Raw genomic sequence first — 23562 nt, 5'->3', positions numbered from 1 at the left:
AGATGGATAACCTCTATCAGGCGGCAACCCTGCTGTCCCTGGCCGGCTACTGGGTGCTGGTGGCCGGGGTATCGTTACGTATCGCCCTGAAACGGCGTCCCTTCGGCGTCTCCCTCGCCTGGCTTCTGCTTATCTACATCATCCCCCTGTTCGGGGTGGTTTGTTATCTCCTGTTTGGTGAACTCAATATCGGCAAAAAGCGGGCCACGCGCGCTGAAGCGATGTTTGAGCCCTACGCCCAGTGGTTTGCTGAACTGGCGGACCAACACCGCCGCTCGGTCCCACAGATGGGCCACCATGCCCGCCCTATCCACGGCCTGTGCCTTAATCGCACCGGCATCCCCTCGCTGGTGGGCAACCATATGGAACTGCTCCATCAAGGGGACACCATCTTTGACCGGCTGATCGAGGACATCAACGACGCCCGCCAGAGCATCGCCCTGGAGTTTTATATCTGGAGCCCCGGCGGTCGCGCCGATGAGGTGGCCGACGCTCTGGTTCGTGCGGCAGCACGCGGTGTGCAGGTACAGGTGCTGTTGGACGCCGCAGGCAGCCGCAGCTTCTTTAACAGTGGTTGGCCAGACACCCTCTCCAAAGCGGGCATCGAAGTGATTGAAGCGCTGGCAGTAAGCCCCCTTCGAATGTTTTTCCGGCGCCTGGACCTGCGCCAGCATCGCAAGATCGTCGTTATCGACAATCAGATTGGCTATACCGGCTCCATGAACCTGGCAGACAGCCGAGTGTTTAAGCAGGATGCGGGGGTCGGCCAATGGGTCGACGTTCTGGTGCGCTTTACCGGCCCGGCGGTTCCCGTTCTCCGTGCAATTCAGTCCTGGGATTGGGAGGTTGAGACCGGTGAGCGCCATCTGCCCTCCGTGCCCAAGTTTGATACTCTGGCCCACGAGCCCCACGGAGAAGACGCCCTGCAGGTGATCCCCTCCGGACCCGGGCTGCCGGACAACGTGATTCAGAAGGTGCTGCTGCTCTCCATCTATCACGCCCGCAAGAGCCTCACTCTGTGCTCCCCCTACTTCGTGCCCAGCGAGCATCTGATGGAAGCGCTGAAGACCGCCGCCCAAAGTGGCGTCACCGTGAATCTGATTGTGCCCGATAAGAATGACTCCATGATGGTGGAGTGGGCCAGCCGCTCCTTCTTTAGTGAGTTGCTGCGTTCCGGCGTCAACATCTACCGTTTTAAAGGCGGGCTGTTGCACACCAAATCGCTGCTTATCGACGACGATCACTGCCTTATCGGCACCGTAAACATGGACATCCGCAGCCTTAAGCTGAACGGCGAAATCACCCTGGCGGTGGACGATGAATCCCTGTGTGATCACCTGAAGGCGGTCCACGACGATTACCTCTCCCAATCCTACCCCCTGAAACAGGAGGAGTGGCGGGAGCGTCCCCTGCGCCACAAACTGGCGGAGCAGTTCTTCTATATGTTTGCGCCGCTGCTTTAATTCCCGATTATCTGTTGTACTAAGAGCTTCCCCTCAATGAATCGCTCCGACCTTATTGGCCGCTATCCGCTGGTCCAGCAACTGATCGACCTCGAACCGATCTGCTGGTTTAACCCCGCAGTAACCTCACTGACCGAGGCCCTGCCCCATGTGGGCCTGACCCGGGAGGACGTGGCCGACGCCAGCGCCCGCCTACGCCGCTTCGCCCCCTATCTGGCCGAGGCTTTTCCGGAAACCGCAGGGGCGGGCGGCCTGATCGAATCGGAACTGGTGGCCATTCCCAGGATGCAGTCTGCTCTGGCACAGCAGTTCAGCCAGCCCATTCCCGGACGACTGCTGCTGAAAAAGGACAGTCATCTACCCATCTCCGGTTCCATCAAAGCCCGGGGCGGCATTTACGAAGTACTCACTCACGCCGAGGCACTGGCGCTGGACGCGGGTCTTATCACCCATCAGGACGACTACCGCATTCTGTTCAATGAAAACTGCCGCGCCCTCTTTTCACAGCGGCGCATCGCCGTAGGCTCCACCGGCAATCTGGGCATGTCCATCGGCATCATCAGCGCCAAACTGGGCTTCGATGTCACGGTGCACATGTCCGCTGACGCCCGGGAGTGGAAAAAGGCGAAACTGCGCGCTCACGGTGTCAACGTCGTGGAGTATGACCAGGACTACGGTGTCGCCGTGGAGGAGGGCCGCAAAGCGGCGGAGTCCGATCCCCACTGCTTCTTTATCGACGATGAAAACTCCTCCACTCTGTTCCTGGGATACGCGGTGGCTGGCGAACGGGTAAAAGCCCAGTTTGACCAGATGGGCATCCGGGTTGATGCCAAGCACCCTCTGTTTGTCTACCTGCCCTGCGGTGTGGGAGGAGGCCCCGGTGGCGTGGCGTTTGGCCTCAAGCTGGCCTTTGGCGACCATGTCCACTGCCTGTTCGCGGAGCCCACCCACTCACCCTGTATGGTGCTGGGCGTTCACACCGGATTGCACGACGCTATTGCAGTTCAGGATCTGGGTATTGATAATCTCACCGCGGCCGATGGTTTGGCCGTGGGCCGACCCTCCGGCTTTGTAGGACGTGCCATGGAGCGGCTGATTGACGGTTACCTGACGCTGGAAGATCAACAGATGATTGATCTTCTTGGGCTGTTAGACCGCACCGAGGGGATCCAACTGGAGCCCTCAGCCCTGGCAGGCATGCCCGGCCCCATCCGGGTTTGCGCTGATCGGCGCTATCTCGAGCGATTGGCACTGTCCCCGGACACGCTGGCCAACGCGACCCACCTGGTGTGGGCGACCGGCGGAGGTATGGTTCCGGCCGAAGAGATGGCAAAATACCTGGCCCAGGCCAACGCTTGAATTCAGACCCGCGACGAAACCCCAGTTCGTCGCATACACACTTGAGGTAGAGAATGAAAAACGTCATCCACACCAGCCACGCTCCGGAAGCCATCGGCCCCTACTCTCAGGGCATCGCCCTGGACCGCCTGGTGTTCACCTCCGGCCAGCTGCCGCTGGTGCCTGAAACCATGGTTATGGTTGAAGGCGGCATCAAAGAGCAGGCTCGTCAGTCTCTGGAAAACCTGAAAGCCGTACTGGAACAAGCTGGCGCCTGCACCGATACCGTGGTGAAAACCACCTGCTTCCTGGCCGACATGAACGACTTCGTTGCCTTTAACGAGGTATACACCGAAGTATTCGGTACCGAAGCCGCTCCGGCCCGCTCCTGCGTACAGGCTGCCCGCCTGCCCAAGGATGCCCTGGTTGAAGTGGAAGCGATCGCTTACCGCAAGTGATCGGTTGCTGACGCAAAAAAGGACGGCTAAGCCGTCCTTTTTTTATTGCGTGATTGTCGCTCAGAAAGCGATACCCGCCCACACCCAGACCTTGTCGGTATCCACTTTACCCGCGTCCACATCCCCGGCGCTGTAAGCGGCGTACTTGATGCCCGCGTTGTAGTGCTTCATAAACTTGCGACCGTAGCTGACGTTCCATTCGTCACCCAGATCATCCACGGTGGCGCTGGCCTGGTCCGCTTCATAAGTGTGGTACACCACCGCCCAATTGCCGCCCAGCAACGGGCCACCCACGCTGGCGTAGAGGTCAACCAGACCCTCTTTCGGCGTGCTCAGGAACTGATCCGCCCAACCGTTGAACTTATGGAGCGTTGCCAGCGGCGTGGAGAACCCGTACTGGCCATCGTCAGAGCCCAGCACTTCGTAACCCACTTTGGCAGTCAGACCGGAAAAGCCCACGCCCCCTTCCACCAGCATGTAATCCGCATCAAAGTCCGCATCCGCTTTGTTGTAGGACTGGGTGGCGTATTCTGCGGCGTAGATCAGCTTCAGCGCATCCAGAGCGTGACTGCCGGCAAAGCGTACCCCGTAAGTATCGATGCCATTGCTGATCTCTGAGTCCTCTTCCAGCAGGTAGCCGTAGCCGCTCAGAGTGCCAATGCCAAGCTTATAGCTGCCGTTGAGCAGGTGGTCTTTGGAGTCCACGTCCTTCGCTTCCGCAAAGATGCGATTGCGCTTGGTGACGTAGGCGTAGTTCAGGGTCAGGTCTTCGACCGGGTTGTAGACGATGCTGGCCGCATCAAAGGTCTGACGATCCTGGCGCCAGCCGACATGGCCGACAAAGCGATGGTTGTCGAACGTCAGCACCTGACGGCCCAGACGGGCCTTCACACCGTAGTTCTGGTACTGCAGAAACGCCTGATCCAGTTCCGTGGTTTCCGGATCCGCAATCACGGAGTAGTCCGGGTTCTTGCCGATGGCGTTGTTGTAATCATCCATGCCCGCCACCACACGTGAATCCTCAAACTCAACCAGAGCAGAGAAGCCGTTAAGGTCACCAGTGGTGTAGGTCAGGCGGGTACGCAGGGTCAAACCATCGGCATCCTTAAGGGCGTTATCCTGGCTGACGTTCTCGTAGCGCAGACGCATGTCCAGGTTAACCTTGCCGTCTTGCAGGGCATCGATCAGGGTATCGTTGGCCATGGCAGGAAAGGCGGTCATCATCGCCAGGCTGATCAGGCTGAGTCGTTTCATCATCGCATCCTTTGAACCGGAGTTATTCTCTTCCCCCTCAGCATTTCCTGCCGAGGCTGGGCGGTCCGGAAGTCCGTTTTGAACGTCAGTTCCGGAACCAACGACCGCAGTGTGTACCGGTTGCAAGCTGGATGAGTAGCATGCCGTTAACAACTTTCGATCAGCGTCGATAACCTTGTGGCAACCTTGAGTTCCCACACAGATTGACGGAGATTCAGGGGAGTTAATCTCGCATTATTTAGCCTGACGAGTGACGCCGATCACAATTCGCAAATCCACAAAACTGGGAAATATCGGCGAACGCCGTCGAACTACCCATAAATGGGTAGAAAAATATATCTAAAGTGGTAGGTGAAAAACGGCCTAATCAGGGTCTCCCGATCCGACATCTCCGAAGCCAATGTTCTGAGACGGAGAAGGAGGATGCCACAGATCAGGGATGGGATTTGGGGCGGTGCGCCGAAGGCGTATCGGGCCGTGCCAGGCCCTGGAAACAGTGCGCCGCCTCGGGATGAGAGACTTTGACCCGAGAGATGCAGTAGTCAAAGACAATGCGTTGGCGATCGGCACAGGCCTTAGCTGGCTCCTGTTCGTTTTTCAGACACTGGGCTTTGGCCCGATAGGCCATCTCCTCACACTTCAGAATCAGCGGCTGGCAGGCCGTAGCCTGAACCAGCTCCGAAGCGACCAACAGCATCAGTGCCGTTATCATCTCCACCCCATACGTCAAGTTTGACTGGGGCTATTGAAGTGCATTGTTACAGGAAGGTAAACCGCCCTTGCTCCGAAATGCCGATTCGGTCATAAAGTGCGGTGCGGGAGGTGGGCAGGCTTTTCTCCCGGGCACCTCCAATAAAAAGGGCAACCGACGCTCCCCCTCTGGTTCCACTTTGTCGCTACGGTGTGCCGTAGGCGGCCTTTGCCAATCCCAGCAAAAATGGACGCTTATGTTCGTCGTCCAGAATGCGGTCCACCTTAATCCGATAGCGGCCATTGAAGGAGAACTGGTCAAAACCCGCATCCGTAATGGCCTGCACCAGTTCCGTATCCTCACTGCCGTGACCTCGGATCTCGAACTTGATCCCCTTGGCGTAGAGGTAGAGCAGAATGGTGTTATCAATGCGACCATTCACCTTCAGGCCGATATAGGACGCCTTGTAGTTGACCTCCATCTGCCCCGGTTGCGCTTCCGCCATCAGGGCAATCAGATCATCAATGATCGCCATCCTGTCGCCGGCTTTGCTCTCCCAGTACTCCCGGTCTGGCGCCTTGTAAGTGCCCTCCTGACTGTCGTCAGAAACGCTCTCAAACTGCTCGCGGGTGTCGATCGCCTTGTTAAAGATCAGCGCGGCCTCACTGCTGCCGGGAACACTCAGCGCGATCGCCTGGATCACCACAATCGGCATCACCTGACCCAGTAGATTCACCACCCCATAAAAGCGGGATGCCTGCACCTCTTCCGCGACCAGTACCGCCACGTGCTGATAGTGGGGATGGCGGTCCTTTTCATGCAACCAGTAGCTGACCGCGCGAAACAGATGATCAGCGTCCAGTGGCCCGCACATGCACTCTACGCAGTAGCGTACATCGTCCCCCTCCAGCAGCAGGTCGAGCCGGCCAAAACTTTGGATCCGCTCTTTATCGCGAACAAACAGATCACCCAAGCCCAGAATGGCAGGATCCGCCGCAATTTTGTCCTGCAGCCAATACTCATCCAGCCCCTGTGTACGCTTGATACTGACCACGGAAACCATCTCACCAACCTCTTGAATCAATGGCGTAAATCGTTACGCTCGCACGCCCCGGAAATTGGGGCGCGGCATAGTAGCAAAGGCGCAGACAGGGGGCGAGCGGCATCTGACCAACCATGGTTACGGCGCACAAAAAAGAGGCCCCGATTGGGGCCTCTAAAGGTGCAGTATCAACGGTTGCCTTTTAACGCACGCTGTTGGTGTTGCACCAAACGGCAGTGCTTACCGAAGGCTTTGTCCCGAAAACGCTTCTCCGCCAGAGTCGCGCTGTTATGGGCCTGTTCTCGCATCAGCTTCCGATAGCTGGCCAGACGACGCTCCGACAGCGTCCCCTCCTCGACGGCATTACGGACCGCACAGCCCGGTTCATTTTCGTGTTGGCAGTCGCCAAAGCGGCACTGAGCGGCGAATGCAGTGATCTCAGCAAAGGCGTCGTTGACCCCCTGCTCACAGTCCGTCAACTGCAGCTCCCTCATGCCAGGAGTGTCCAGCAACAGGCCACCCTGCACCATGGGGTGCAGAGACCGCCCGGTGGTGGTGTGCCTTCCCTTACTGTCATCCTCACGAATGCCAGCGGTGCTCTGTACCTCACCGCCCAGCAGCGTGTTGATCAGCGTGGACTTACCGACGCCGGAAGAGCCCATCAGTGCAACGGTTCGGCCCTGACTACACCAGGGGGCCAGTGCATTGGCGGCCTCGGCATCAAGGGCGTTGATCGCCACCACCATCAGCAGAGGGTCCAGCGCCTGAACCTGTCGGAGCAGCCCTTCGGGATCGGGGTGCAGATCCGCTTTGGTCAACACCACCACCGGCTCTACCTCGGCTTCATAAGCCAATGCCAGGTAGCGCTCCAGTCGGTTGAGGTTAAAGTCGTCGTTGCAGGAGCTCACCACCAACAAAGTATCGATATTGGCGGCAATCAACTGCTCATCAATGCCCGGCCCCGCTGCGCGGCGGCGAAACAAACTTTGACGTTCAAGGAGTGTGGCAAACTCCCCCTCTTCGGTGAGCAATACCCAGTCGCCCACCGCAAAGGCGGGCATCAGGTGGGTCAGTGACAAGTCCTGATAGCCCTGCTCGCTGAGCAGCACCACCCGGTTGCGGTGCACCATCATCACCCGTGCGGGACGGCAGTCCCACTGCTCCAGGCTCAGCTGTTGTTGATAAAAAGGTTTCCACCCCAGTTGCGCCAGAGTGAACTGAGCGGACGGTAACGGTTTGGTATTCATCGTATTTCCCGGACGTCGCCGAAGCGCGTCATCTTTTTTGGCACGGTGACGACAGTCTCACTGCCGTTACGAGTCCGGGCTTCTGCGGAATCAGCGACAAACGCGCTCCGCAGCCCGGTCAGGGGATAACTCAATCATCAACATTCCTCGCTTTTTTGGGGACGCTTCCCCAGTCTACGCCTGGCCGACGGTCGCTTCCATCCGTCACCGCACTCGTCGGGCTTTACCAATACTCCGGCTTATCCAACGGCGCAGCACAGCGCACCGGGCCGGTCATCAACGGCAATGTCCCGGCATTCAGAGGCTGGGCCAGCCAGCCGTGGGGAAAATTCAATGGCTGGGGTGCAGGCAGCACGGATTCACTGACCGGCTCAAAGCCCACACGGCCATAGAAGTTCGGGTCGCCGTAGGTCACCGCCACCTCGACCCCTTCCGCCTTCAGGGCATCAAGGCCGTAGCGGATCAGCGCCTGTCCAACCCCTTTGCCCTGGTAATCGGTGCGCACCGCCACCGGTGACAGCAGAAACGCGCTCACGTCGTTAGCCGGAAGCAGACGGGTAAACACAATGGCTCCAGCCAATTCGCCATCCTGCTCAGCAACAAACACAAAGGTGTCGTGGTTACCCTGATTGGCGACCAACTCGAAGGCCAGCTGACCAACCGACTGCCCCTCCGCTTCCCCTTCTGCGTCAGAAAAGGCACGGGCAAACAATCCTCGAATCCGCTCCGGATCCGCCGCTTGATAGTGTGAAATCTGCATAAGTTAGCCCTCTCTCACTCCAGTATGGCGCGCATCATAAACTGTGAAGTAGTAGACAGGTCAATGGCAGTATTGCCCAGAAGGAGGAAAGGTCTGTCATGCGCTGACATCAAGCGCCTTATCGCCGCAGTCCAGAGCCCAATGTGCTGACTATCGAGCGTCTAGGGGTCGTTCTCCACCGGCATAGGTGGTGGTTTAAGACTGACAAAAAAGGCAGCTCACGCTGCCTTCTCTCGTTATCCGCCGCTGGGTAGCGCCAGTTGTTTCGGGTAGTGCCGACTTTCGGCCAACTCAACAGCACGGGCCACCACCTCGTCCCGATTAATGGCAGGCAATGACAACTCCTGCCCATCGACCCAGCCCTGCTCCGACAGTTGCGCAACGATGGCGTTCGCCGCAGTCAGGGCCGAAGAGGCTTTGACAATCTCGGTACGGGCATAGCGTTGACGACCAAAGGAGACGTCTGCAGCGCGCAAGCTGGGGTCGGTACCGGGGATCTGCTGAGCACCAAACAGGGGTTTGCCACCGGGCTGGGCGTTGGCAAACTCCGGCAGGAAGTGGCTCATATGCGCAATGGCCGCACGGCTGCGTGTGTCGACCACCGCTTCCGGCCAACCGCGCTGGATCTTGGCTTCCAGTTCCGGTGCCAGACGGGGCTGGGCACTGTGCCCGTCACTGGCCACGAGTCCGGACTTAAACAGGGTGATCGACTCGGTCATGCCGTGCAGTTGGAACAGGCCGTTGCCGTAAGGAGTCAACTGCGCCATCCCCTCCGGCGTGCCCCGCGCTCCATGGAAGATCACTTCCGGCCAGGTCCCCTGCGCCTCCGGCCAATGGGCCAGGTAAGCGGCTTTAAACTCCACCAGACGCTGACGGGGCTCGCCCAGTACGTCATCCAGTGTACCGGTACGGTAGCCGCAGGCGTTGACCAGATAATCCACAGTAATGGTCCGTGACTGGCCATCCTGCTCAAACTGAAGCGCCCACCCTGCCCCTCTGGGTTTGGCGTCCAACAGGCGTGTGCGGCACATCACCTCCACCTGCGGGAACTGGGCCAGACTGAGTTCCGCACTGGCCGCCACCCGAAACAGGCTGAGCCCATACTCCTGAACCATCACCAGAGGCCACTGCACGCTGTCAAAATCGAGGGATTTCGCCAGTGGCACCATCCACTGTTCAGGCGACTGCGGCACCTCGGGCAGGGGCGCGTCCCGCAGTGACTCCAACTGCTGTCGATCAAACAGGCGATAGTAGTGCGCAGGAGGCCCCAACCGGGCATTGTCCGGATCGCGGGCCACCAGTTCGGCGTAGGCGGCTTTGAGCTTCTCCAGTCGTGGCAGCAGCGCCATCGGGTCTCCCGCATCCCGTGTCGGCACAGCAATCACCGTAGGACGCACATTGACCACATGGGGATAGAGCTTCAGGGTATCGATGGACTGTTTCAGCAGCTTGAGACACTGCTCGTCGCTGATCTCCCGGTACAGGTTACCGCCGGCGTGCAGATGACACATCGGTGGGCCGTTCACCAGACTGGGCCCCTGCTCCATCAACACCACATCCAACTGCCCCTGCTGAGCCAGCCGTAACGCCACGGTGCTGCCCGCCACACCACCACCGATGATCCCCACCCGGGGACGGACGGCATGAGTGGACGCGGGCTGCGCCTGGGTTAAGGAAGCCGATTGCAACTCGGTCTGGGCATCAAAAGTCATGGCACTACTGCGAATAAGGGGAACCACCGTGCCCGATGATACGCCATACGGGCCGGTTTGGATCCCCGAATTTTGTGGGGGATTACAGCAGGGTCAATACCTTGCTGATGTTGTCGAAGCTGTGGAAGCGGTGCTCGGCCAGGCTGTCGTCGGTCACCTGCTCATGCACCCAACCCTCATACCCCGGGTCGACGTGGCAGGCGTGGCCACCGATCTCAAGCACCGGCAGAATGTCGGACTTCAGAGAGTTGCCCACCATCAACACTTCACCTGGTGCGCGGCCAACCTGGTTGAATACCCGGCCATAAGTGGCGGTGTCCTTTTCGGAGACCACTTCAATGCGGCCGAAATAATCCGCCAGTCCACTTCGGGCCACCTTGCTCTCCTGGTCCAGCAGGTCGCCCTTGGTGATCACCATCAGCGGATAGCGGCTCTGCAGGTTTTCCAGGGTGTCCCGCACCTGAGGCAGGATCTCGATGGGGTAGCTCAACACCTCTTTGCCGAGCTGAATGATGCGATCAATGTCGCGGCCATCAATCTGATACTGCGTCAGCTCAAGCGCGGTCTCGATCATCGACAGCATGTAGCCCTTGGCGCCGTAGCCAAACAGATTCAGGTTCTTGATCTCAGTCTGGTACAGGCGCTGAGCCAGGTCATGGTGATCCACATAGCGGCTCAGAATCTCCACGTAGGCCTGTTCGGCCCCCCGGTAGTAAGGCTCATTCACCCAGAGGGTGTCGTCGGCGTCAAAAGCAATCAGCTTGACCGTCTCTTTCATTCATTGTTCTCCTCGGTCTGGCTGATCCCGGCGCAGCCGTGCCCAGGCACGGTGCCGGTGAAGGCGCCGCATTTTGAGCCTTAATCTCTTCCGGTTCAATGGGGTTCTCTCTCAAACTGAGGAACAGCAGGCCCGCCTTATGGGCGGGCTCGATTCAGCGCCTCTATCTCGGTAAAGCCGTTCAGTTCCCGGCAGCAGCGGCAACTTTTGTTCTCCTGGTAGTGCCGGTCAAAGAACTGGTTCACTTTCCGCCCCAGTTCCGTTAATTCCTCAATAGAGGTTGACTGGTTCCAGGAATATTGACCGAGCACTTTTTCAAGATGCCGGTAAAAGGTGGGGTCCCGCTCAGTCAGATATTTCTCACTCATCAACTGACTTTCATAGGAGGAAAGAATTCCCGCCATAAAGAAATAGAGGCTCTGGGTCAGTTCCAATATCTCGTCATCGTCGGCACTTAGGGCGGCGCTGTCCGCCGCCTCCTGTACGTGGAATCGAACCCGGTCCCAGAACAGATTCACCCGTTGGCGCAGCAATTGCCCCTTTTCATCACTGGCAGGCTGCCAGAACAGACTGTTGATGGAGACCACTCTGAGGGTATCGAAGGTGGCATTGCGCTGTACCGCCACATTGGAGAATACCGCTGGCAGCGCGGCACGCTGAAACGCCGTCAGGTCGGGGGTCAGGCTGAGAAAGTACGGCAGATAGTTGGAGGTACAGTTGCGCAAAAACAGGCACACCAGCACATCCTCACGGCTGCGAAAGTGCTTGTAAAGGGTGTGATTGGAGCAGTTAGCATCCTTGGCGATCTGGGCAAAGCGGAAGGAGACCACGCCATGCTCCTCAACCAGGGCCTCCGCCACATTCAGCAACTCATCACATTGAATGATGTCCAGATTGGATTTGGGGCAAGACATTACACTTCGTCCCTATTTGATGGTTTTGCGACTCTCCCATAGCCACCGAAAATTTATTGCGCCTACGCTCACAAAAATATTCCGTATGAGGTTTTCCTACTCCGTCAAGAAAACCTTTTCGACGGAAAACTTGTTGTGAGCGCTTTCAAACTTTACCGCCCACCAACCCCTTTACAGTGGCCCCCGAGTTCAAACATTGAGGCAAGGACCATGAAAGGAAGACGACAGTTTCTGAAGCTCGGCGCCGGTGTCGCCGCCATGGGGGCCACCCTGCCCCTGGCGGCCGCCCAGTGCGGAAAGGAGCCGGAGTGGCACAGCGAGTATGACGTGGTGATCATCGGCTCCGGCTTTGCCGGACTGGCCGCCGCTGTGGAAGCCCGCAAGCTTGGCGCCAAGCGTGTGGTGGTGTTCGAGAAGATGGGGGTATTCGGTGGCAACAGTACGCTGAACGCTGGCCAGGCCTGTTTTGCCGGTACCGACCTGCAGAAGAAACTGGGCATTGAAGACAGTGCGGACCTGATGGTGCAGGACCAGCTCAAAGCGGGTCGGGGCCTCGCCAGCGAAGCACTGCTGCGCGCCAGTGCGGAACTGGGTCCCTACGTCTACCAGCTGACCAAGGAGTGCGGATCCGTCTACCGCGACCACATCATCACCACCGGTGGCACCAGCGCCACCCGCAGCCATCAGGTGGTTGAGCGCTCTGGCGCCGGCATCATCCAACCGCTGCTGAAAACCGCCCGGGAGATGGGGGTGGAGACCTACAACCGCCACAAGTTCGAACACCTGATCCGCGATAAGAGCGGCCGGGTTATCGGTGTTGAAATCCGTCGGGGCTACCACTTCGGCAAGGAGAAGAGCGGCGAGACCATCCAGGTTCGTGCGGCGCGTGGCGTGTTGATGGCGACCGGCGGCTTCGGCTTCAACATCAACTTCCGTCAGGCTCAGGATCCGACCCTGACCGCTGAAGTGGGCTGCACTAACGCCAAGGGCGCCACCGGCGATGGCTTGATTGAGATGCTGGCAGCCGGTGCCACTCCGGTGCACCTCTCCCACATTCAATCCGGTCCCTGGGCGTCTCCGGATGAGGGAGGCTTCGGTTACGGCGCGGGCTTTGCGCTCTACAACTTCCCCCATGCCATCGCCATCGATCGCAACACCGGTCAGCGATTCATGAATGAGATCGCCGACCGTAAAACCCGCGCAGACCTTGAACTGCAGCGTCGTGACCAGGATGGCAAACCCAACCCGGCCCTGCTTATCGCCCCGAAGCATGAAGCGCAGAATGATCCCTCTATGGAGAAGGTGCTGAAGTACAACGTGGCCTGGGAGTTCGACTCTGTGGAAACGCTGGCCAAGCACTTTGATGTGCCGCTGCAACCGCTGAAACAGCAGATTACCGACTGGAACCGCTACGTCGACGAAGGAGTGGATCCGCAGTTCGGCAAGCGCATGGATGCCGGTCGCGGCATCAAGCTGACCCCGCCCTTTATCGTCCAGCGCCTCTGGCCCAAGGTGCATTACTGCCAGGGCGGCGTGCAGATCAATCCAAAAGCAGAGGTGATTGCGGCGGCCAGCGGGCAGCCCATCCCCGGACTGTACGCCGCCGGTGAAGTGACCGGAGGGGTTCACGGAGTCAGCCGCCTCGGTGGTTGCGCCACCCCCGAATGCCTTGCCTTTGGCATCATCGCTGCCCGTTCCATGATGGAGGCCTGAACATGAACAAATTTCTGATGACGCTCGCCTGCCCCCTGTTGGTGATGCTGTTGGCTCACCCAGCCGAAGCAATGCAGAAGCGCGCTTACCACGAATCCCTGTATGAAGCGGGCTGCGAAAGCTGCCACGATCAGGGGCTGAAGCGCTACCCCTCAGACGCGGCGTGCCTGCAGTGTCATGACCCGGAAGGGCTGGCAAGACAGACCGCCCGTGAAGGAGAGGAAGCGAAACAGAACCCCCATGACAGTCTGCACTACGGCAAGGATGCCCCCTGTATGGATTGTCACGGTGAACACACGCCGAAGAAGGCCCTGTGCCAGGAGTGTCATAACTTCGACTATCCCAAGTTCAACGGTTAGCGCCTCCGGGGATACCTCGTCGCAACGCGGGCTTCGGCCCGCGTTTTTCTGTGCCGTGTTATACGGTGCTCTGCAGCAGGCCTATCCCGTTCCGAAACGTGGTCTGCGTCCGGTTTTGCGCACAATCGGATGGCTCGTTGCCACTAACCGCAGTATCTTCCGCGCCCCCAAGATACCGTGAATCACCCTCATGACTCTGAAATCCCTGATTGGTGGCATCATTCTGACCACCATGACCCTGCTGGCACCCGCTTCTGCGTTGGCTGGCGATGACTTTACCCTGGGCCGAACCATCCTGCTTGAGCATGGTAACCGTGGCGCCGATATCCCCCTGTTGGTGTGCCGCAATACCGATGCCATCAAGCTGAAGGCGAAGCGCCGTCTGCACCTGAAACGGATCAAGGTGACCTTTCAGAACGGCGATACCCGCACCTTCAATTTCTTTCGCGATATGAAGAAGGGCGAAGAGACCGACTGGCGCAAGTTCGCCTACCGTCGCTGTGTCACCCACATTGAAGTGTTCGGCAACTCCGACGGTTCCACCGCTGGCGTAACTGTGATGGGCCGGGAGCGCTAAGCCGAACGGACCGGTTTAAAGCATAAGAAAGGGTCAACGCAGATCTTCGTAAAATGGTGCCTCGCATTCGTAGCTTGGGCTTTGAGCCCACGGTTATGGTGCTCCGAGCCCCGTGCAGCCCGTGGGCTGTAAGCCCTCGCTACAAGTAAAAAAAAGCCACCCATCCGGGTGGCTTTTTTGTGCCCTTACAGTTCGTTCAGGGCATTAAGGATACGCTTGTCGGAGATCGGCACCTTGGTGCCCAGCGCCTGGGCAAAGCAGGAGATGCGATACTCCTCCAGCAACCAGCGGATCGCCTTGAGCGACTCCGGCACCGACTGGCCCTTGGGCAGCTTGTTCAGGGCAGCCTGGTAAGCCTGCTCCACCTTCTGCACCTTGAGCAGATGCAACTTGTCGCGATGAGGGTCCACCGGCAGCTTCTCCAGACGACGCTCCACCCCTTTGAGGTAACGGTTCAGATCGTCCAGGTGGTCCCAGCCAGTATCCGCCACGAAGCCTTTGTAGACCAGGCGATCCAACTGAGCCTGAATGTCCGACATGGCAAAGGCGATATCCAGGCTGATCTTGCCCTTCAGTTTCTTGCGGATCCCGCCCCAGCTGGTGAGCACTTTTTCCACCTGTTCGGCAATGCCAACCACGGTTTCGTTCAGCTCCGCGCGCACCACATCCCGCGCCGTCTCGAAGTCCCCCTTATTGGCCACTGCCAGCTTGTGCTCCGCCAGGATCTTATCGATCCCGGCATCGATGCAGTCGTTGATCAGCAGGTCAACCCGACCAAAGGGGTTGAAGTACATCGCCAGTTTGGACTTGTTGGGCAGCTTCTGCTGCAGGTACTTCACCGGGCTGGGCACGTTGATCAGCAGCAGCTTGCGCAAACCCGCACGGTTGGCCTGGGCCGCCTTGTCCTCGGCATCAAACAGCTTCACCGCCACGCTTTCGCCCTCGTCCACCAGGGCCGGATAGGCTTTCACTGCGTAGGCGCCACGTTTCTGTTCGTAGCTTTTCGGCAGGTCCCCCAGAGTCCAGTCAGTCAGGCCGCGCTGCTCAATACCGCTGTCCGCCACCGTGGCGATCACCTGCTTCATCTGTCCCTTGAGTTGCTGCTTCAGCTCTAGCAGGTCCCGGCCCTGGGCGATCAGCTTGCCCTTATCGTCCTCCACCTTGAAGTTGAAGGTGAGGTGCTTATCAAGGGCGGAGAGGTCAAAGTCCTCTGGGGTCACCCGGGTACCGGTCATCCGCAACAGCTGTTTGCACAGCGCCTCCAGCAGTGGCATCTCAAACGGCGTGATGGCGTTCAGCGTGGCGCTGGCGTAATTGGGAGCCGGTACAAAGTTGCGGCGCAGCGGCTTGGGCAGGGTCTTGATCAGCGCCACCAGCAGGTCGTGACGCAGGCCCGGCACCAGGTAGTCGAAGCCCTCCGGCGCCATCTGGTTCAGCAGCGCAATGGGCAGGTGCAGGGAGACCCCGTCATCCTCCGCCCCCGGCTCAAACTGATAGGAGAGCGGCAGGGTGATGTCGCCCTGAGTCCAGAAATCCGGGTAGTCCTGTTCGCCGATATGGTCGGCATCCCGCTTCATCAGGTCGGATTTTTCAAAATCCAGCAGTTCCGGCTGTTTGCGGCGCTCAGTACTCCACCAACCTTGGAAGCGTTGACGGGTGTAGACCCCTTCCGGAACCCGTTCATCATAAAAAGCGAACAGCGTCTGTTCGTCCACCAGAATGTCGCGGCGACGGGATTTGTGTTCCAGATCCTGCACCTCGTTGATCAGCGCCAGGTTCTTTTTCAGGAAACCCTCGTTGAGCCCCAACTCACCGCCCACCAGAGCTTCACGGATAAAGATCTCCCGCGCTTCTACGGCATTTACCGGGCCGTACTGCACCTTGCGACGAGGCACCACCACAACGCCATAGAGACTGACCTGCTCAAACGCCACCACGGAGCCGGGCTTTTTCTCCCAGTGCGGTTCGCTGTGGCTGCGCTTGATCAGGTGGCCCGCCAGCGGTTCCACCCATTCCGGGTCGAACTTGGCAACCGTACGGGCGAACAGGCGGCTGGTTTCGGTCAGTTCGGCCGCCATCAGCCACTTGGGCGGCTTTTTGGCCAGCGACGAACCGGGGAAGACGTAGAACTTGGTGTTGCGGGCGCCCTTAAAGTGGCCTTCCGCCTCCTTCATACCGATATGCGAAAGCAGGCCCGCCAGCAGTGCCCGGTGGATCTGATCCTCCCCTGCCCGCTCACCGATGGTCAGACGGATATCCAGATCACTCAGGCTCTGACGCAGCTGGGAATAGAGGTCCTGCCACTCCCGGACCCGCAGGTAGTTGAGGAAGTCGCTCTTGCACTGGCGGCGGAACTGGTTGCCCGACAGCGCCTTCTGCTGGGTTTTGATGTGATCCCACAGATTCAGGAAGGCGATAAAGTCGGAGCCCTTATCGGCAAAGCGGCTGTGCTTCTCATCCGCTGCCTGTTGTCGCTCAATGGGACGCTCACGGGGATCCTGGATGGAGAGCGCTGCGGCGATCACCATCGCTTCATGCACGCAGCCCTGTTTCTGGGCCTCAATCACCATACGCGCCAGACGGGGATCAATCGGCAGACGCGCGAGCTGACGACCCAGCGGGGTCATCTTCGGATCGCCCTTCTTCACCGTAATGGCAGCCAGCTCCTCCAGCAGGGTCATACCGTCTTTGATATGACGGGTGTCCGGCGGCTGGATAAAGGGGAACGCGGCGATATCACCCAGCCCCAGTGCCAGCATCTGCAGGATCACCGAACCCAGGTTGGTACGCAGGATCTCCGGATCGGTAAACGCCGGACGGGACTCAAAGTCCTCCTGGCTGTAGAGGCGGATGCAGATCCCCTCGCTGACCCGACCACAACGCCCGGCACGCTGGTTGGCGCTGGCCTGGGAGATAGGTTCGATCGGCAGGCGCTGCACCTTGGTGCGATAGCTGTAGCGGCTGATCCGGGCGGTGCCCGGGTCGATCACATACTTGATCCCCGGCACCGTCAGTGAGGTTTCCGCCACGTTGGTGGCCAGCACGATGCGGCGGCCACTGTGGGGCGAAAAGATCCGCGCCTGCTCCGAGTGGGAAAGGCGGGCATAGAGCGGCAGGATCTCGGTGTCCCGCAGGTTGCGACGGTTGAGCGCGTCGGCGGCGTCGCGGATCTCCCGCTCGCCGTTCATAAAGATCAGGATGTCACCCGGGCCCTCATCGCACAATTCGTCAACGGCGGCGAAGATCCCCTCCATCAGGTCCAGATCCGGGCCCTCCTCCTGCACCAGTGGCAGGTAACGCTGCTCCACCGGGTAGGTACGGCCAGACACCTCAATAATGGGTGCCGCACCGAAGTGGTGGGAGAAGCGCGCCACGTCGATGGTGGCGGAGGTGATGATCAGCTTGAGATCCGGACGCTTGGGCAGCAGCTGCTTCAGGTAGCCCAGAATAAAGTCGATGTTGAGGCTGCGCTCGTGGGCCTCATCGATGATCAGGGTGTCGTATTGGTCGAGCCAGCGATCATGCTGGATCTCCGCCAGCAAGATCCCGTCGGTCATCAGCTTGATGTAGCTGTCCGGTGAGGTCTGGTCCGCAAACCGCACCTTAAAGCCCACATGTTGTCCCAGCGAGGATTCCAGCTCTTCAGCCACACGGCTGGCCACAGCACGCGCCGCCAGACGGCGGGGCTGGGTATGGCCGATCAGACCCCGTTGGCCCCGCCCCAGCTCCAGACAGATCTTGGGCAGCTGGGTGGTTTTACCGGAACCCGTCTCCCCTGCCACGATCACCACCTGGTGGTTGGCGATCGCCTCGGCAATCTCATCCCGCTTATCGGAAACCGGCAGGTCCGGGTAGCGTACTTTGGGGGCATTCTGCGCCCGCAGGGCGACCCGCTGCTGACTCTGACCGACCAGTTCGGTCAGCTGCTCGGTGAGCTTTGCCTTCTTGGCCTTGTCCTGGATCTTTTTCATCCCCGACAGGCGTCGACGGATGGCGGCTGCGTCAGCCTGCATACAGAGGGCAAGGTGTTCTGGGGCAAAGGGATTGCTGTGACTCAACGGGGTATCCTGCTCGTTCTAGATAAGCGGGGGATACTACCAAAACCCCCCGCTTCCGGGCTACCGCTCCGACGCCTCCGGCACAAAAGCGATGATGCGCAGTGGGGCCCCGCTGCCTGCGGCAATCTTCATCGGCAGTGCGATCACCTGGAAACCGGTTTCCGGCAATGCCGACAAGTTGGCCACGTTCTCAAAGCCGGGGACATTCTCCTCAAAAAGGATTCGGTGGGTCTCAAACAGCGTGGAGCCCCCGAAGTCGATGCTGGGGGTGTCGATCCCCACCGCTTTGATTGCCCTCTCCTCAATCAGGTAGCGGGCCAGCGCCGGGGCGATACCCGGGAAGCTCAACTTGGCCACCGCCCCTTCACCGCGTTCTGCCGTACCCATATAGCGCTTTCTGTCGGGCCAGAACTGCGCCGAACCGGTGTCAAACAGCACAATGGCCCCCTCCGGCAGGCGACCCTGTTGGGCCTCCCAGCGGTGCAGATCCTCAACGGTGATCTGGTAGTTGCGTGACTCCCCGATGCGGTCCGCCACCCGGATCACGACACCGGTGCCAATCAACTGCTCCAGTGGGATGTCAGCCACACCCCGCCGCCCTTTGGCGAAATGCACCGGCGCATCGACGTGCGTTCCCCCATGCTCCGCTGCCCGGAAATTAAAGGCGGAGTAGTAAAACCCTTTATCGGTAATGCCATCAAACACCGTGGTCTTTTCAAAGGTGTCTGCCGTCGGCCAGTAGATCGCCTGCGCCGAGAAGGGGTGAGTCAGGTCCACCCAGCGCCCTTGCCAGGGCTGCGCCCCGGCCCAGGCCGTCATCAACATCATTGCCACCATAATGCCTATCCGTGCCATAACGCCTCCACTTCGGTTTTCTCTCAGGGCCTGAGTGTAGTGCCCCGACGACAAACTAAGCTGAAAGCATGAGAGTGATGATTGTGCTTATTCTGCTCTGGGTGGCGCCGGGATGGGGTGCCCCTCTGACGCTTTCCGGGGTCGAATCCGAGGTTCTGGCGGAACTCAACTTTGCCCGTACCGAGCCGGTCCGCTACGCCAAAGAGGTACTGGAGCCGATGCGGCGTTACTACCGTAATGGCGAGATTGTGGATCCCCCCTGGCGTAAAGCCCGGCCGGGGTTGATTCAGGTGGTGGAAACTCAGGAGGGCGAGGCGGCGCTGGAGGAGGCGATCACCGCCATGAAGCGGGCTAAACCCGCCCCGGCGCTGACTCCGTCATACGGACTGACTCTGGCCGCCAGGGATTACCGGGAGGAGCAGGCCAAACAGGCCCGCATTGGCCACATCGGCAGGAATGGTTCCACCCCCGCGGACCGGATAAGCCGCTACGGCCAGTGGCGGGAGTTGGCGGGGGAAAACCTGTTCTACGGCGATGCGGACCGGATGATCGGCCGTTTCGTGGTGATGGCGCTGATCATCGATGACGGGGTGCCGGATCGAGGCCACCGGCAGGCCATTATGGAGCCCCGATATCGGCGGGTGGGCATCGGTTTTGGCACCCACCCGCTCTACGGGTATCTCTGCGTACAGAAGTTTGCCGCCGAGTTCTTTGACACCCCTTAGGGCTTACTCTTCGCGGAAGCCGCCGCGGATACGACGTTTTAGGTCGTAGTAGCTGCTGTGGACGCCACGGGTCAGAGCGGAGGAGCAGTTTTCCACCACGTCGACGCCATAGAGGATCGCCACCACAATCACCGACAGTTTGATCGCCAGCAACGGACTGAGCACCGACAGACAGACGCCGATACCCGCCAGCGCCCAGATGGTGGCGGCAGAGGTCACCCCGACCACCATGCCATCCCGCGCCAACATCACCCCGGCGCCGAGAAAGCCCACCCCGGTGACCACCTGCCCGATGATGCGGGAGGTGTCGGTCATCTCGTTGTTGAGCGTCATGGAAGCCACGATAAAGAGGTGGGTGCCCAGCACAATCAGCGATGAGGTGCGGATCCCCACCGGTTTGCCCCGGAGCTGACGCTCAAGGCCCACCAGAAAACCACAGAACAGCGCCGCACCAACGCGTGACCACTCAAACGGCGCAATGGATAACCATTCAGACATCGCTGCCCTCCCCGGAAACTCGAATATGCAAACGGAAAAAATCGACGCAATCTACGCCGAAACCGGTCCGGTGCAAAGGGAATTTTTGTTGATGAGGCAATAAAAAAAGGCCGGGAAACTTCCCGGCCTTTCGATGCAGACTGATGTCGCTTATTTGGCGTAGAAACGCACCTGGTTGTTGCCCTGGGCAGCGTCCACCACCAGATAGTGGTCGTCCTGCTGAGTCATGGCTTGCAGGTTGCCGGCTTCGGCCAGGTCAGCAGCACCGATAACGGTACCGGTCGCAGCATCAACGGACAGCAGCTGCTGGCCGGATTGGCTCAGCATCACCAGACGATCGCCTTCCACTTCAACACCGGTCACCATCGGCAGAGCGTCCGCGTCGATGGTCAGAACGCGTTCGCTGTTCAGTTTGAAGTCGGCACCGCTCAGGCGTACCAGTACGAAGTTGTTACGCTTCGCGTCCGGCAGGGTCACCATCAGGTACTCGTTGGTGGCGGCGTCGTAGCCGACGCTGCCTACGTAGTTGTACTTGGCGCGAGCGGTCTCGAAGCGGCCGCGCTTGGACTCGGAGATGCCATCAGTGCCTTCAAAGAAGTTGGCGTAGTAGTCCGCCAGCTTGGCGCTCGGATCGTAAGCCACGCGAGCGAAGCTCTTGTGGTCAGCGCTCAGCAGTACGCTGTTGTCGCTGTCGAAAGCCACACCGGCCAGGTTGGAGATCTCAACAGAGAAGTTCGGGTCGATCTTGGCCTTGGCCAGAACTTCAGTCAGGTCACGGTTCAGGAAGGCAACCCAGTTTTCGTTGGTCACCACGGCAAACAGCTCGCTGTTGGCGTTGTAGCTGATGCCAGTCACCACGCCCTGGATCTCGGCTGGCAGGGTCACGCTCTTCACTGCGCTCAGCTCGGTGGCAGCGTCAGTGCGGGTCGCGTCGTTCTTGGCCATGTCGGTAAAGTCCGGCTTGGCGATGGAGTACGCACCACGCAGGGACACTTTGGACAGACCATCCCACTTGGCGGTAGACCAGATGATGTTCTGGGGGTTGAAGGTCATGCGAACCGGGTCACCCTGGCCCAGGAACGGTGCCGGACCGGTCTGGGAGAAGGCTTGCACGATGTTGAACGCGATTACCACCAGGAACACGTTGGCAGCGGCTTTGTTCAGGCCTTCCCAACGGGTGTTTTCGGTCCACTGAACCAGCTTGTCACCCTGCAGCAGCAACAGCACGCCAGCGAAGATCAGGATCACCAGGAACACCACGATTACCCACACGTAGGTGTGCACGCCAAAGATGGCGGGGCCGAAGCCCTGGCCGATGTCGCGCAGGATGTGGGCGGAGCTGTGGCGGTAGCCCGCGAACAGACCGTAAACCGCGGTCAGCAGCAGCAAACCGATGTACTTCGGCTTGAAGCCGTAGCGGGTAATGAACAAGGCAATCAGGGACACCAGCACCATGGCGGTGCGCTCCTGCCAGCACAGGGCACAGGGGTTATCACCCATGCCGAAACCCAGAATGATACAAGCGATACCGACCGGCAGCGCAATCAGTGCCATGGACGCGATAGCGATGATGCGGTTCATCATCACGTCGTTCAGAAGTGCTTTATTCATTACAGGTTCCCCGCCGGAATGAGCATGGACGCGGTCATCACGAACCAGATAAACATGCTGAGCAGAATGCTGATCACCAGCAGGCGGCTGGCCAGCTTCTCTTTTTCGGGCTTAAACGCCACCAGGAAGGCGCTGACAAACACCAGACAGAAGAGCAAAAACTCCACGGTATTCTCCAATCGTCGGCCTCTGCGGGCCGGTTCAGGGTTTTGGCAGGACGCCCGACGCGAGTCCAACTCACACCAGGGTTTGCGTCACCACCGTCTCGGCGAAGAAGATTACCGATAGCTCATTCGAAAAAATGTCACCGGCTTCACACTGGCACCTGCCCCTTTTGACCATTGATTGCAAATGCGAAAACCCGCCCAAATCCCCCTCTCTTAACTGGATAATATGTTTCATTTATTGGCGCGATTTATCAGTCCTACTCGAGATTTTCAAAATGGGTTGAGAATTGGCACAAACAACGGTTTAAAAAAGGTGATCCAGCCAATCCTTCCGCACAAAATCGCCTTTTTAGTCACATACTTCTTAACAGTGGTAACAGTCCTGTTCAGGCAGACCAAAGAGAAACCGGATCCAGCTCCGACATGGTGAAAATCCGGGCACAAGGATTCGCTGAGCAATTTCTCACCAAGCACTTGTGTTGGTGGCGTTTTTTCGTCCATCCTGAGTGGTGTGCTCACTTTTCACCCCGGCCAACACTTTGTCAGACTTAAGACAATGGCCTGTTAAGGGATGCTGCCATGGGACCTACACGCGTAGCCGGATTGCTGCTTCTGCTTCTCTTCCCCCTGCTTACTTCAGCCACTGAGCCTGACGCTACGGAGATTGTCCGTCGGTCCGATGCCCAGATGCGGGGCGAGTCGAGTTACGCCGAGATGACCATGAACATCATCCGGCCGGACTGGACCCGAAGCATGAGCATGAAGAGCTGGACCAAGGGACAGGAGCTGTCGCTGGTTCTGGTGACCGCACCAGCACGGGACAGGGGCAGCGCGTCGCTAAAGCGTTACCGCGAGATGTGGAACTGGATCCCCTCAATCGAGCGGGTGGTCAAAATCGCCCCCTCCATGCTGGGCCAGTCCTGGATGGGTTCCGACTTCACCAATGATGACCTGATCAACCAATCCTCCATCGTGGTGGATTACACCCACCAACTGGTGGGCACCGAATCCTACGATGGCGACGACACCTGGGTGATCGATGCGGTGGCCAAACCCGATGCCCCGGTGGTGTGGAGCAAAATCCGGATCTGGATCAGCCAGTCCAGCTACCTCCAGCGTCAGGTCACCTTCTACGATGAGTTTGATGAGTTGGTGAACACCCTGAAAACCTATGACATTCAGGAGATGGGGGGGCGCGCCGTCGCCACCCGGATGGAGATGTTGCCCGCAGACAAGCCCGGCCAGAAAACCGAGATCCTCACCCACTCTGCCCAGTTCGACTTCGCCATTGATGACGGCTTCTTCTCCCAGTCCCAGATGAAGTCCCTGCGGGATTAAGGAG

At 59.2% G+C, this 23562-nt stretch carries 21 protein-coding genes; 8 read left to right on the top strand and 13 right to left on the bottom strand.

Features of this window, described 5'->3' with window-relative positions; genetic code table 11:
• Positions 1-2: 2 nt before the first annotated feature.
• The 3 genes from cls to KUV52_RS11620 are packed head-to-tail and all read left to right on the top strand — an operon-like array spanning position 3 to position 3259.
• Positions 3-1463: a cardiolipin synthase gene (cls, locus tag KUV52_RS11630; protein ID WP_222526101.1), complete on the top strand. Its 1461-nt coding sequence runs from the start codon at positions 3-5 to the stop codon at positions 1461-1463.
• Between the two features lie 36 nt (positions 1464-1499).
• Positions 1500-2822 (top strand): D-serine ammonia-lyase, encoded by a 1323-nt coding sequence (gene dsdA / locus KUV52_RS11625; protein WP_222526100.1) that lies wholly within the window; start codon positions 1500-1502, stop codon positions 2820-2822.
• Positions 2823-2875: 53 nt separating this feature from the next.
• Positions 2876-3259 (top strand): RidA family protein, encoded by a 384-nt coding sequence (locus KUV52_RS11620; protein WP_222526099.1) that lies wholly within the window; start codon positions 2876-2878, stop codon positions 3257-3259.
• Between the two features lie 60 nt (positions 3260-3319).
• Here KUV52_RS11620 and KUV52_RS11615 read toward each other — a convergent pair whose 3' ends face one another.
• The 8 genes from KUV52_RS11615 to KUV52_RS11580 all read right to left on the bottom strand — a co-directional run bounded on the left by KUV52_RS11615 (position 3320) and on the right by KUV52_RS11580 (position 11657).
• On the bottom strand, positions 3320-4513 hold the full coding sequence (locus KUV52_RS11615; protein WP_222526098.1) for an alginate export family protein: 1194 nt from the start codon (positions 4511-4513) through the stop codon (positions 3320-3322).
• Positions 4514-4946: 433 nt separating this feature from the next.
• Entirely contained in the window at positions 4947-5225 is a 279-nt protein-coding gene (locus KUV52_RS11610) for a hypothetical protein (RefSeq protein WP_222526097.1), read from the bottom strand.
• A gap of 184 nt (positions 5226-5409) precedes the next feature.
• Positions 5410-6288 carry a hypothetical protein gene (locus tag KUV52_RS11605; RefSeq protein WP_222526096.1) on the bottom strand — a complete coding sequence of 293 codons (879 nt, stop codon included), beginning with the start codon at positions 6286-6288 and terminating at the stop codon, positions 5410-5412.
• A gap of 146 nt (positions 6289-6434) precedes the next feature.
• Positions 6435-7493 carry a ribosome small subunit-dependent GTPase A gene (gene rsgA / locus KUV52_RS11600; protein WP_222526095.1) on the bottom strand — a complete coding sequence of 353 codons (1059 nt, stop codon included), beginning with the start codon at positions 7491-7493 and terminating at the stop codon, positions 6435-6437.
• A 223-nt stretch (positions 7494-7716) separates the two neighbouring features.
• Positions 7717-8253, bottom strand: coding sequence for a GNAT family N-acetyltransferase (locus KUV52_RS11595; protein ID WP_222526094.1), 537 nt, complete (start codon positions 8251-8253; stop codon positions 7717-7719).
• A gap of 236 nt (positions 8254-8489) precedes the next feature.
• Positions 8490-9965 carry an FAD-dependent oxidoreductase gene (locus KUV52_RS11590; protein WP_222526093.1) on the bottom strand — a complete coding sequence of 492 codons (1476 nt, stop codon included), beginning with the start codon at positions 9963-9965 and terminating at the stop codon, positions 8490-8492.
• An 82-nt stretch (positions 9966-10047) separates the two neighbouring features.
• A complete protein-coding gene (locus KUV52_RS11585; protein WP_222526092.1) occupies positions 10048-10743 on the bottom strand; it encodes an HAD family hydrolase in 696 nt (231 codons plus the stop codon).
• Between the two features lie 137 nt (positions 10744-10880).
• Positions 10881-11657, bottom strand: coding sequence for a TetR/AcrR family transcriptional regulator (locus tag KUV52_RS11580; protein WP_222526091.1), 777 nt, complete (start codon positions 11655-11657; stop codon positions 10881-10883).
• Positions 11658-11867: 210 nt separating this feature from the next.
• Between KUV52_RS11580 and KUV52_RS11575 the strand changes: the two genes are divergently transcribed.
• From KUV52_RS11575 to KUV52_RS11565, 3 genes are all read left to right on the top strand, one after another.
• Positions 11868-13370 carry a flavocytochrome c gene (locus KUV52_RS11575; RefSeq protein WP_222526090.1) on the top strand — a complete coding sequence of 501 codons (1503 nt, stop codon included), beginning with the start codon at positions 11868-11870 and terminating at the stop codon, positions 13368-13370.
• A 2-nt stretch (positions 13371-13372) separates the two neighbouring features.
• Positions 13373-13729 (top strand): cytochrome c3 family protein, encoded by a 357-nt coding sequence (locus tag KUV52_RS11570; protein WP_222526089.1) that lies wholly within the window; start codon positions 13373-13375, stop codon positions 13727-13729.
• Positions 13730-13919: 190 nt separating this feature from the next.
• The gene (locus KUV52_RS11565) at positions 13920-14306 is read left to right on the top strand and encodes a DUF2541 family protein (protein WP_222526088.1); all 387 of its coding nucleotides are present in this window, start codon (positions 13920-13922) and stop codon (positions 14304-14306) included.
• A gap of 185 nt (positions 14307-14491) precedes the next feature.
• Here KUV52_RS11565 and hrpA read toward each other — a convergent pair whose 3' ends face one another.
• Entirely contained in the window at positions 14492-18364 is a 3873-nt protein-coding gene (gene hrpA, locus KUV52_RS11560) for an ATP-dependent RNA helicase HrpA (RefSeq protein ID WP_222526087.1), read from the bottom strand.
• A 60-nt stretch (positions 18365-18424) separates the two neighbouring features.
• Entirely contained in the window at positions 18425-19219 is a 795-nt protein-coding gene (locus KUV52_RS11555) for a cyclase family protein (protein ID WP_222526086.1), read from the bottom strand.
• Positions 19220-19287: 68 nt separating this feature from the next.
• On the opposite strand from KUV52_RS11555, the gene KUV52_RS11550 reads away from it, so the two are divergent.
• Positions 19288-19944 carry a CAP domain-containing protein gene (locus tag KUV52_RS11550; RefSeq protein ID WP_222526085.1) on the top strand — a complete coding sequence of 219 codons (657 nt, stop codon included), beginning with the start codon at positions 19288-19290 and terminating at the stop codon, positions 19942-19944.
• Positions 19945-19947: 3 nt separating this feature from the next.
• On the opposite strand, the gene KUV52_RS11545 is transcribed toward KUV52_RS11550, so the two are convergent.
• From KUV52_RS11545 to KUV52_RS11535, 3 genes are all read right to left on the bottom strand, one after another.
• A complete protein-coding gene (locus tag KUV52_RS11545) occupies positions 19948-20442 on the bottom strand; it encodes an MgtC/SapB family protein (RefSeq protein WP_222526084.1) in 495 nt (164 codons plus the stop codon).
• Between the two features lie 150 nt (positions 20443-20592).
• Positions 20593-22053 carry a disulfide bond formation protein B gene (locus KUV52_RS11540; protein ID WP_222526083.1) on the bottom strand — a complete coding sequence of 487 codons (1461 nt, stop codon included), beginning with the start codon at positions 22051-22053 and terminating at the stop codon, positions 20593-20595.
• Positions 22053-22220: a hypothetical protein gene (locus tag KUV52_RS11535; RefSeq protein ID WP_222526082.1), complete on the bottom strand. Its 168-nt coding sequence runs from the start codon at positions 22218-22220 to the stop codon at positions 22053-22055. Before KUV52_RS11535 ends, KUV52_RS11540 begins: the two co-directional genes overlap by 1 nt.
• Before the next feature lie 579 nt (positions 22221-22799).
• Between KUV52_RS11535 and KUV52_RS11530 the strand changes: the two genes are divergently transcribed.
• Positions 22800-23558: an outer membrane lipoprotein-sorting protein gene (locus KUV52_RS11530; protein ID WP_222526081.1), complete on the top strand. Its 759-nt coding sequence runs from the start codon at positions 22800-22802 to the stop codon at positions 23556-23558.
• Positions 23559-23562 lie beyond the last annotated feature (4 nt).

The sequence above is a fragment of the Ferrimonas balearica genome, assembly GCF_019802055.1.
GTDB classification, from domain to species: domain Bacteria; phylum Pseudomonadota; class Gammaproteobacteria; order Enterobacterales; family Shewanellaceae; genus Ferrimonas; species Ferrimonas balearica_A.
This window is presented reverse-complemented; position numbering and strand designations above follow the sequence as displayed.

What these genes read in the sequence shown, in the direction of transcription:
- KUV52_RS11575 (WP_222526090.1), top strand. Translation starts at nt 11,868, where the DNA reads ATGAAAGGAAGACGACAGTTTCTGAAGCTCGGCGCCGGTGTCGCCGCC.
- KUV52_RS11555 (WP_222526086.1), bottom strand. Translation starts at nt 19,219, where the DNA reads ATGGCACGGATAGGCATTATGGTGGCAATGATGTTGATGACGGCCTGG.
- KUV52_RS11580 (WP_222526091.1), bottom strand. Translation starts at nt 11,657, where the DNA reads ATGTCTTGCCCCAAATCCAATCTGGACATCATTCAATGTGATGAGTTG.
- KUV52_RS11585 (WP_222526092.1), bottom strand. Translation starts at nt 10,743, where the DNA reads ATGAAAGAGACGGTCAAGCTGATTGCTTTTGACGCCGACGACACCCTC.
- rsgA (WP_222526095.1), bottom strand. Translation starts at nt 7,493, where the DNA reads ATGAATACCAAACCGTTACCGTCCGCTCAGTTCACTCTGGCGCAACTG.
- KUV52_RS11530 (WP_222526081.1), top strand. Translation starts at nt 22,800, where the DNA reads ATGGGACCTACACGCGTAGCCGGATTGCTGCTTCTGCTTCTCTTCCCC.
- KUV52_RS11590 (WP_222526093.1), bottom strand. Translation starts at nt 9,965, where the DNA reads ATGACTTTTGATGCCCAGACCGAGTTGCAATCGGCTTCCTTAACCCAG.
- KUV52_RS11610 (WP_222526097.1), bottom strand. Translation starts at nt 5,225, where the DNA reads ATGATAACGGCACTGATGCTGTTGGTCGCTTCGGAGCTGGTTCAGGCT.
- KUV52_RS11595 (WP_222526094.1), bottom strand. Translation starts at nt 8,253, where the DNA reads ATGCAGATTTCACACTATCAAGCGGCGGATCCGGAGCGGATTCGAGGA.
- KUV52_RS11620 (WP_222526099.1), top strand. Translation starts at nt 2,876, where the DNA reads ATGAAAAACGTCATCCACACCAGCCACGCTCCGGAAGCCATCGGCCCC.
- KUV52_RS11570 (WP_222526089.1), top strand. Translation starts at nt 13,373, where the DNA reads ATGAACAAATTTCTGATGACGCTCGCCTGCCCCCTGTTGGTGATGCTG.
- KUV52_RS11615 (WP_222526098.1), bottom strand. Translation starts at nt 4,513, where the DNA reads ATGAAACGACTCAGCCTGATCAGCCTGGCGATGATGACCGCCTTTCCT.
- KUV52_RS11545 (WP_222526084.1), bottom strand. Translation starts at nt 20,442, where the DNA reads ATGTCTGAATGGTTATCCATTGCGCCGTTTGAGTGGTCACGCGTTGGT.
- KUV52_RS11540 (WP_222526083.1), bottom strand. Translation starts at nt 22,053, where the DNA reads ATGAATAAAGCACTTCTGAACGACGTGATGATGAACCGCATCATCGCT.
- cls (WP_222526101.1), top strand. Translation starts at nt 3, where the DNA reads ATGGATAACCTCTATCAGGCGGCAACCCTGCTGTCCCTGGCCGGCTAC.
- KUV52_RS11565 (WP_222526088.1), top strand. Translation starts at nt 13,920, where the DNA reads ATGACTCTGAAATCCCTGATTGGTGGCATCATTCTGACCACCATGACC.
- KUV52_RS11550 (WP_222526085.1), top strand. Translation starts at nt 19,288, where the DNA reads ATGAGAGTGATGATTGTGCTTATTCTGCTCTGGGTGGCGCCGGGATGG.
- dsdA (WP_222526100.1), top strand. Translation starts at nt 1,500, where the DNA reads ATGAATCGCTCCGACCTTATTGGCCGCTATCCGCTGGTCCAGCAACTG.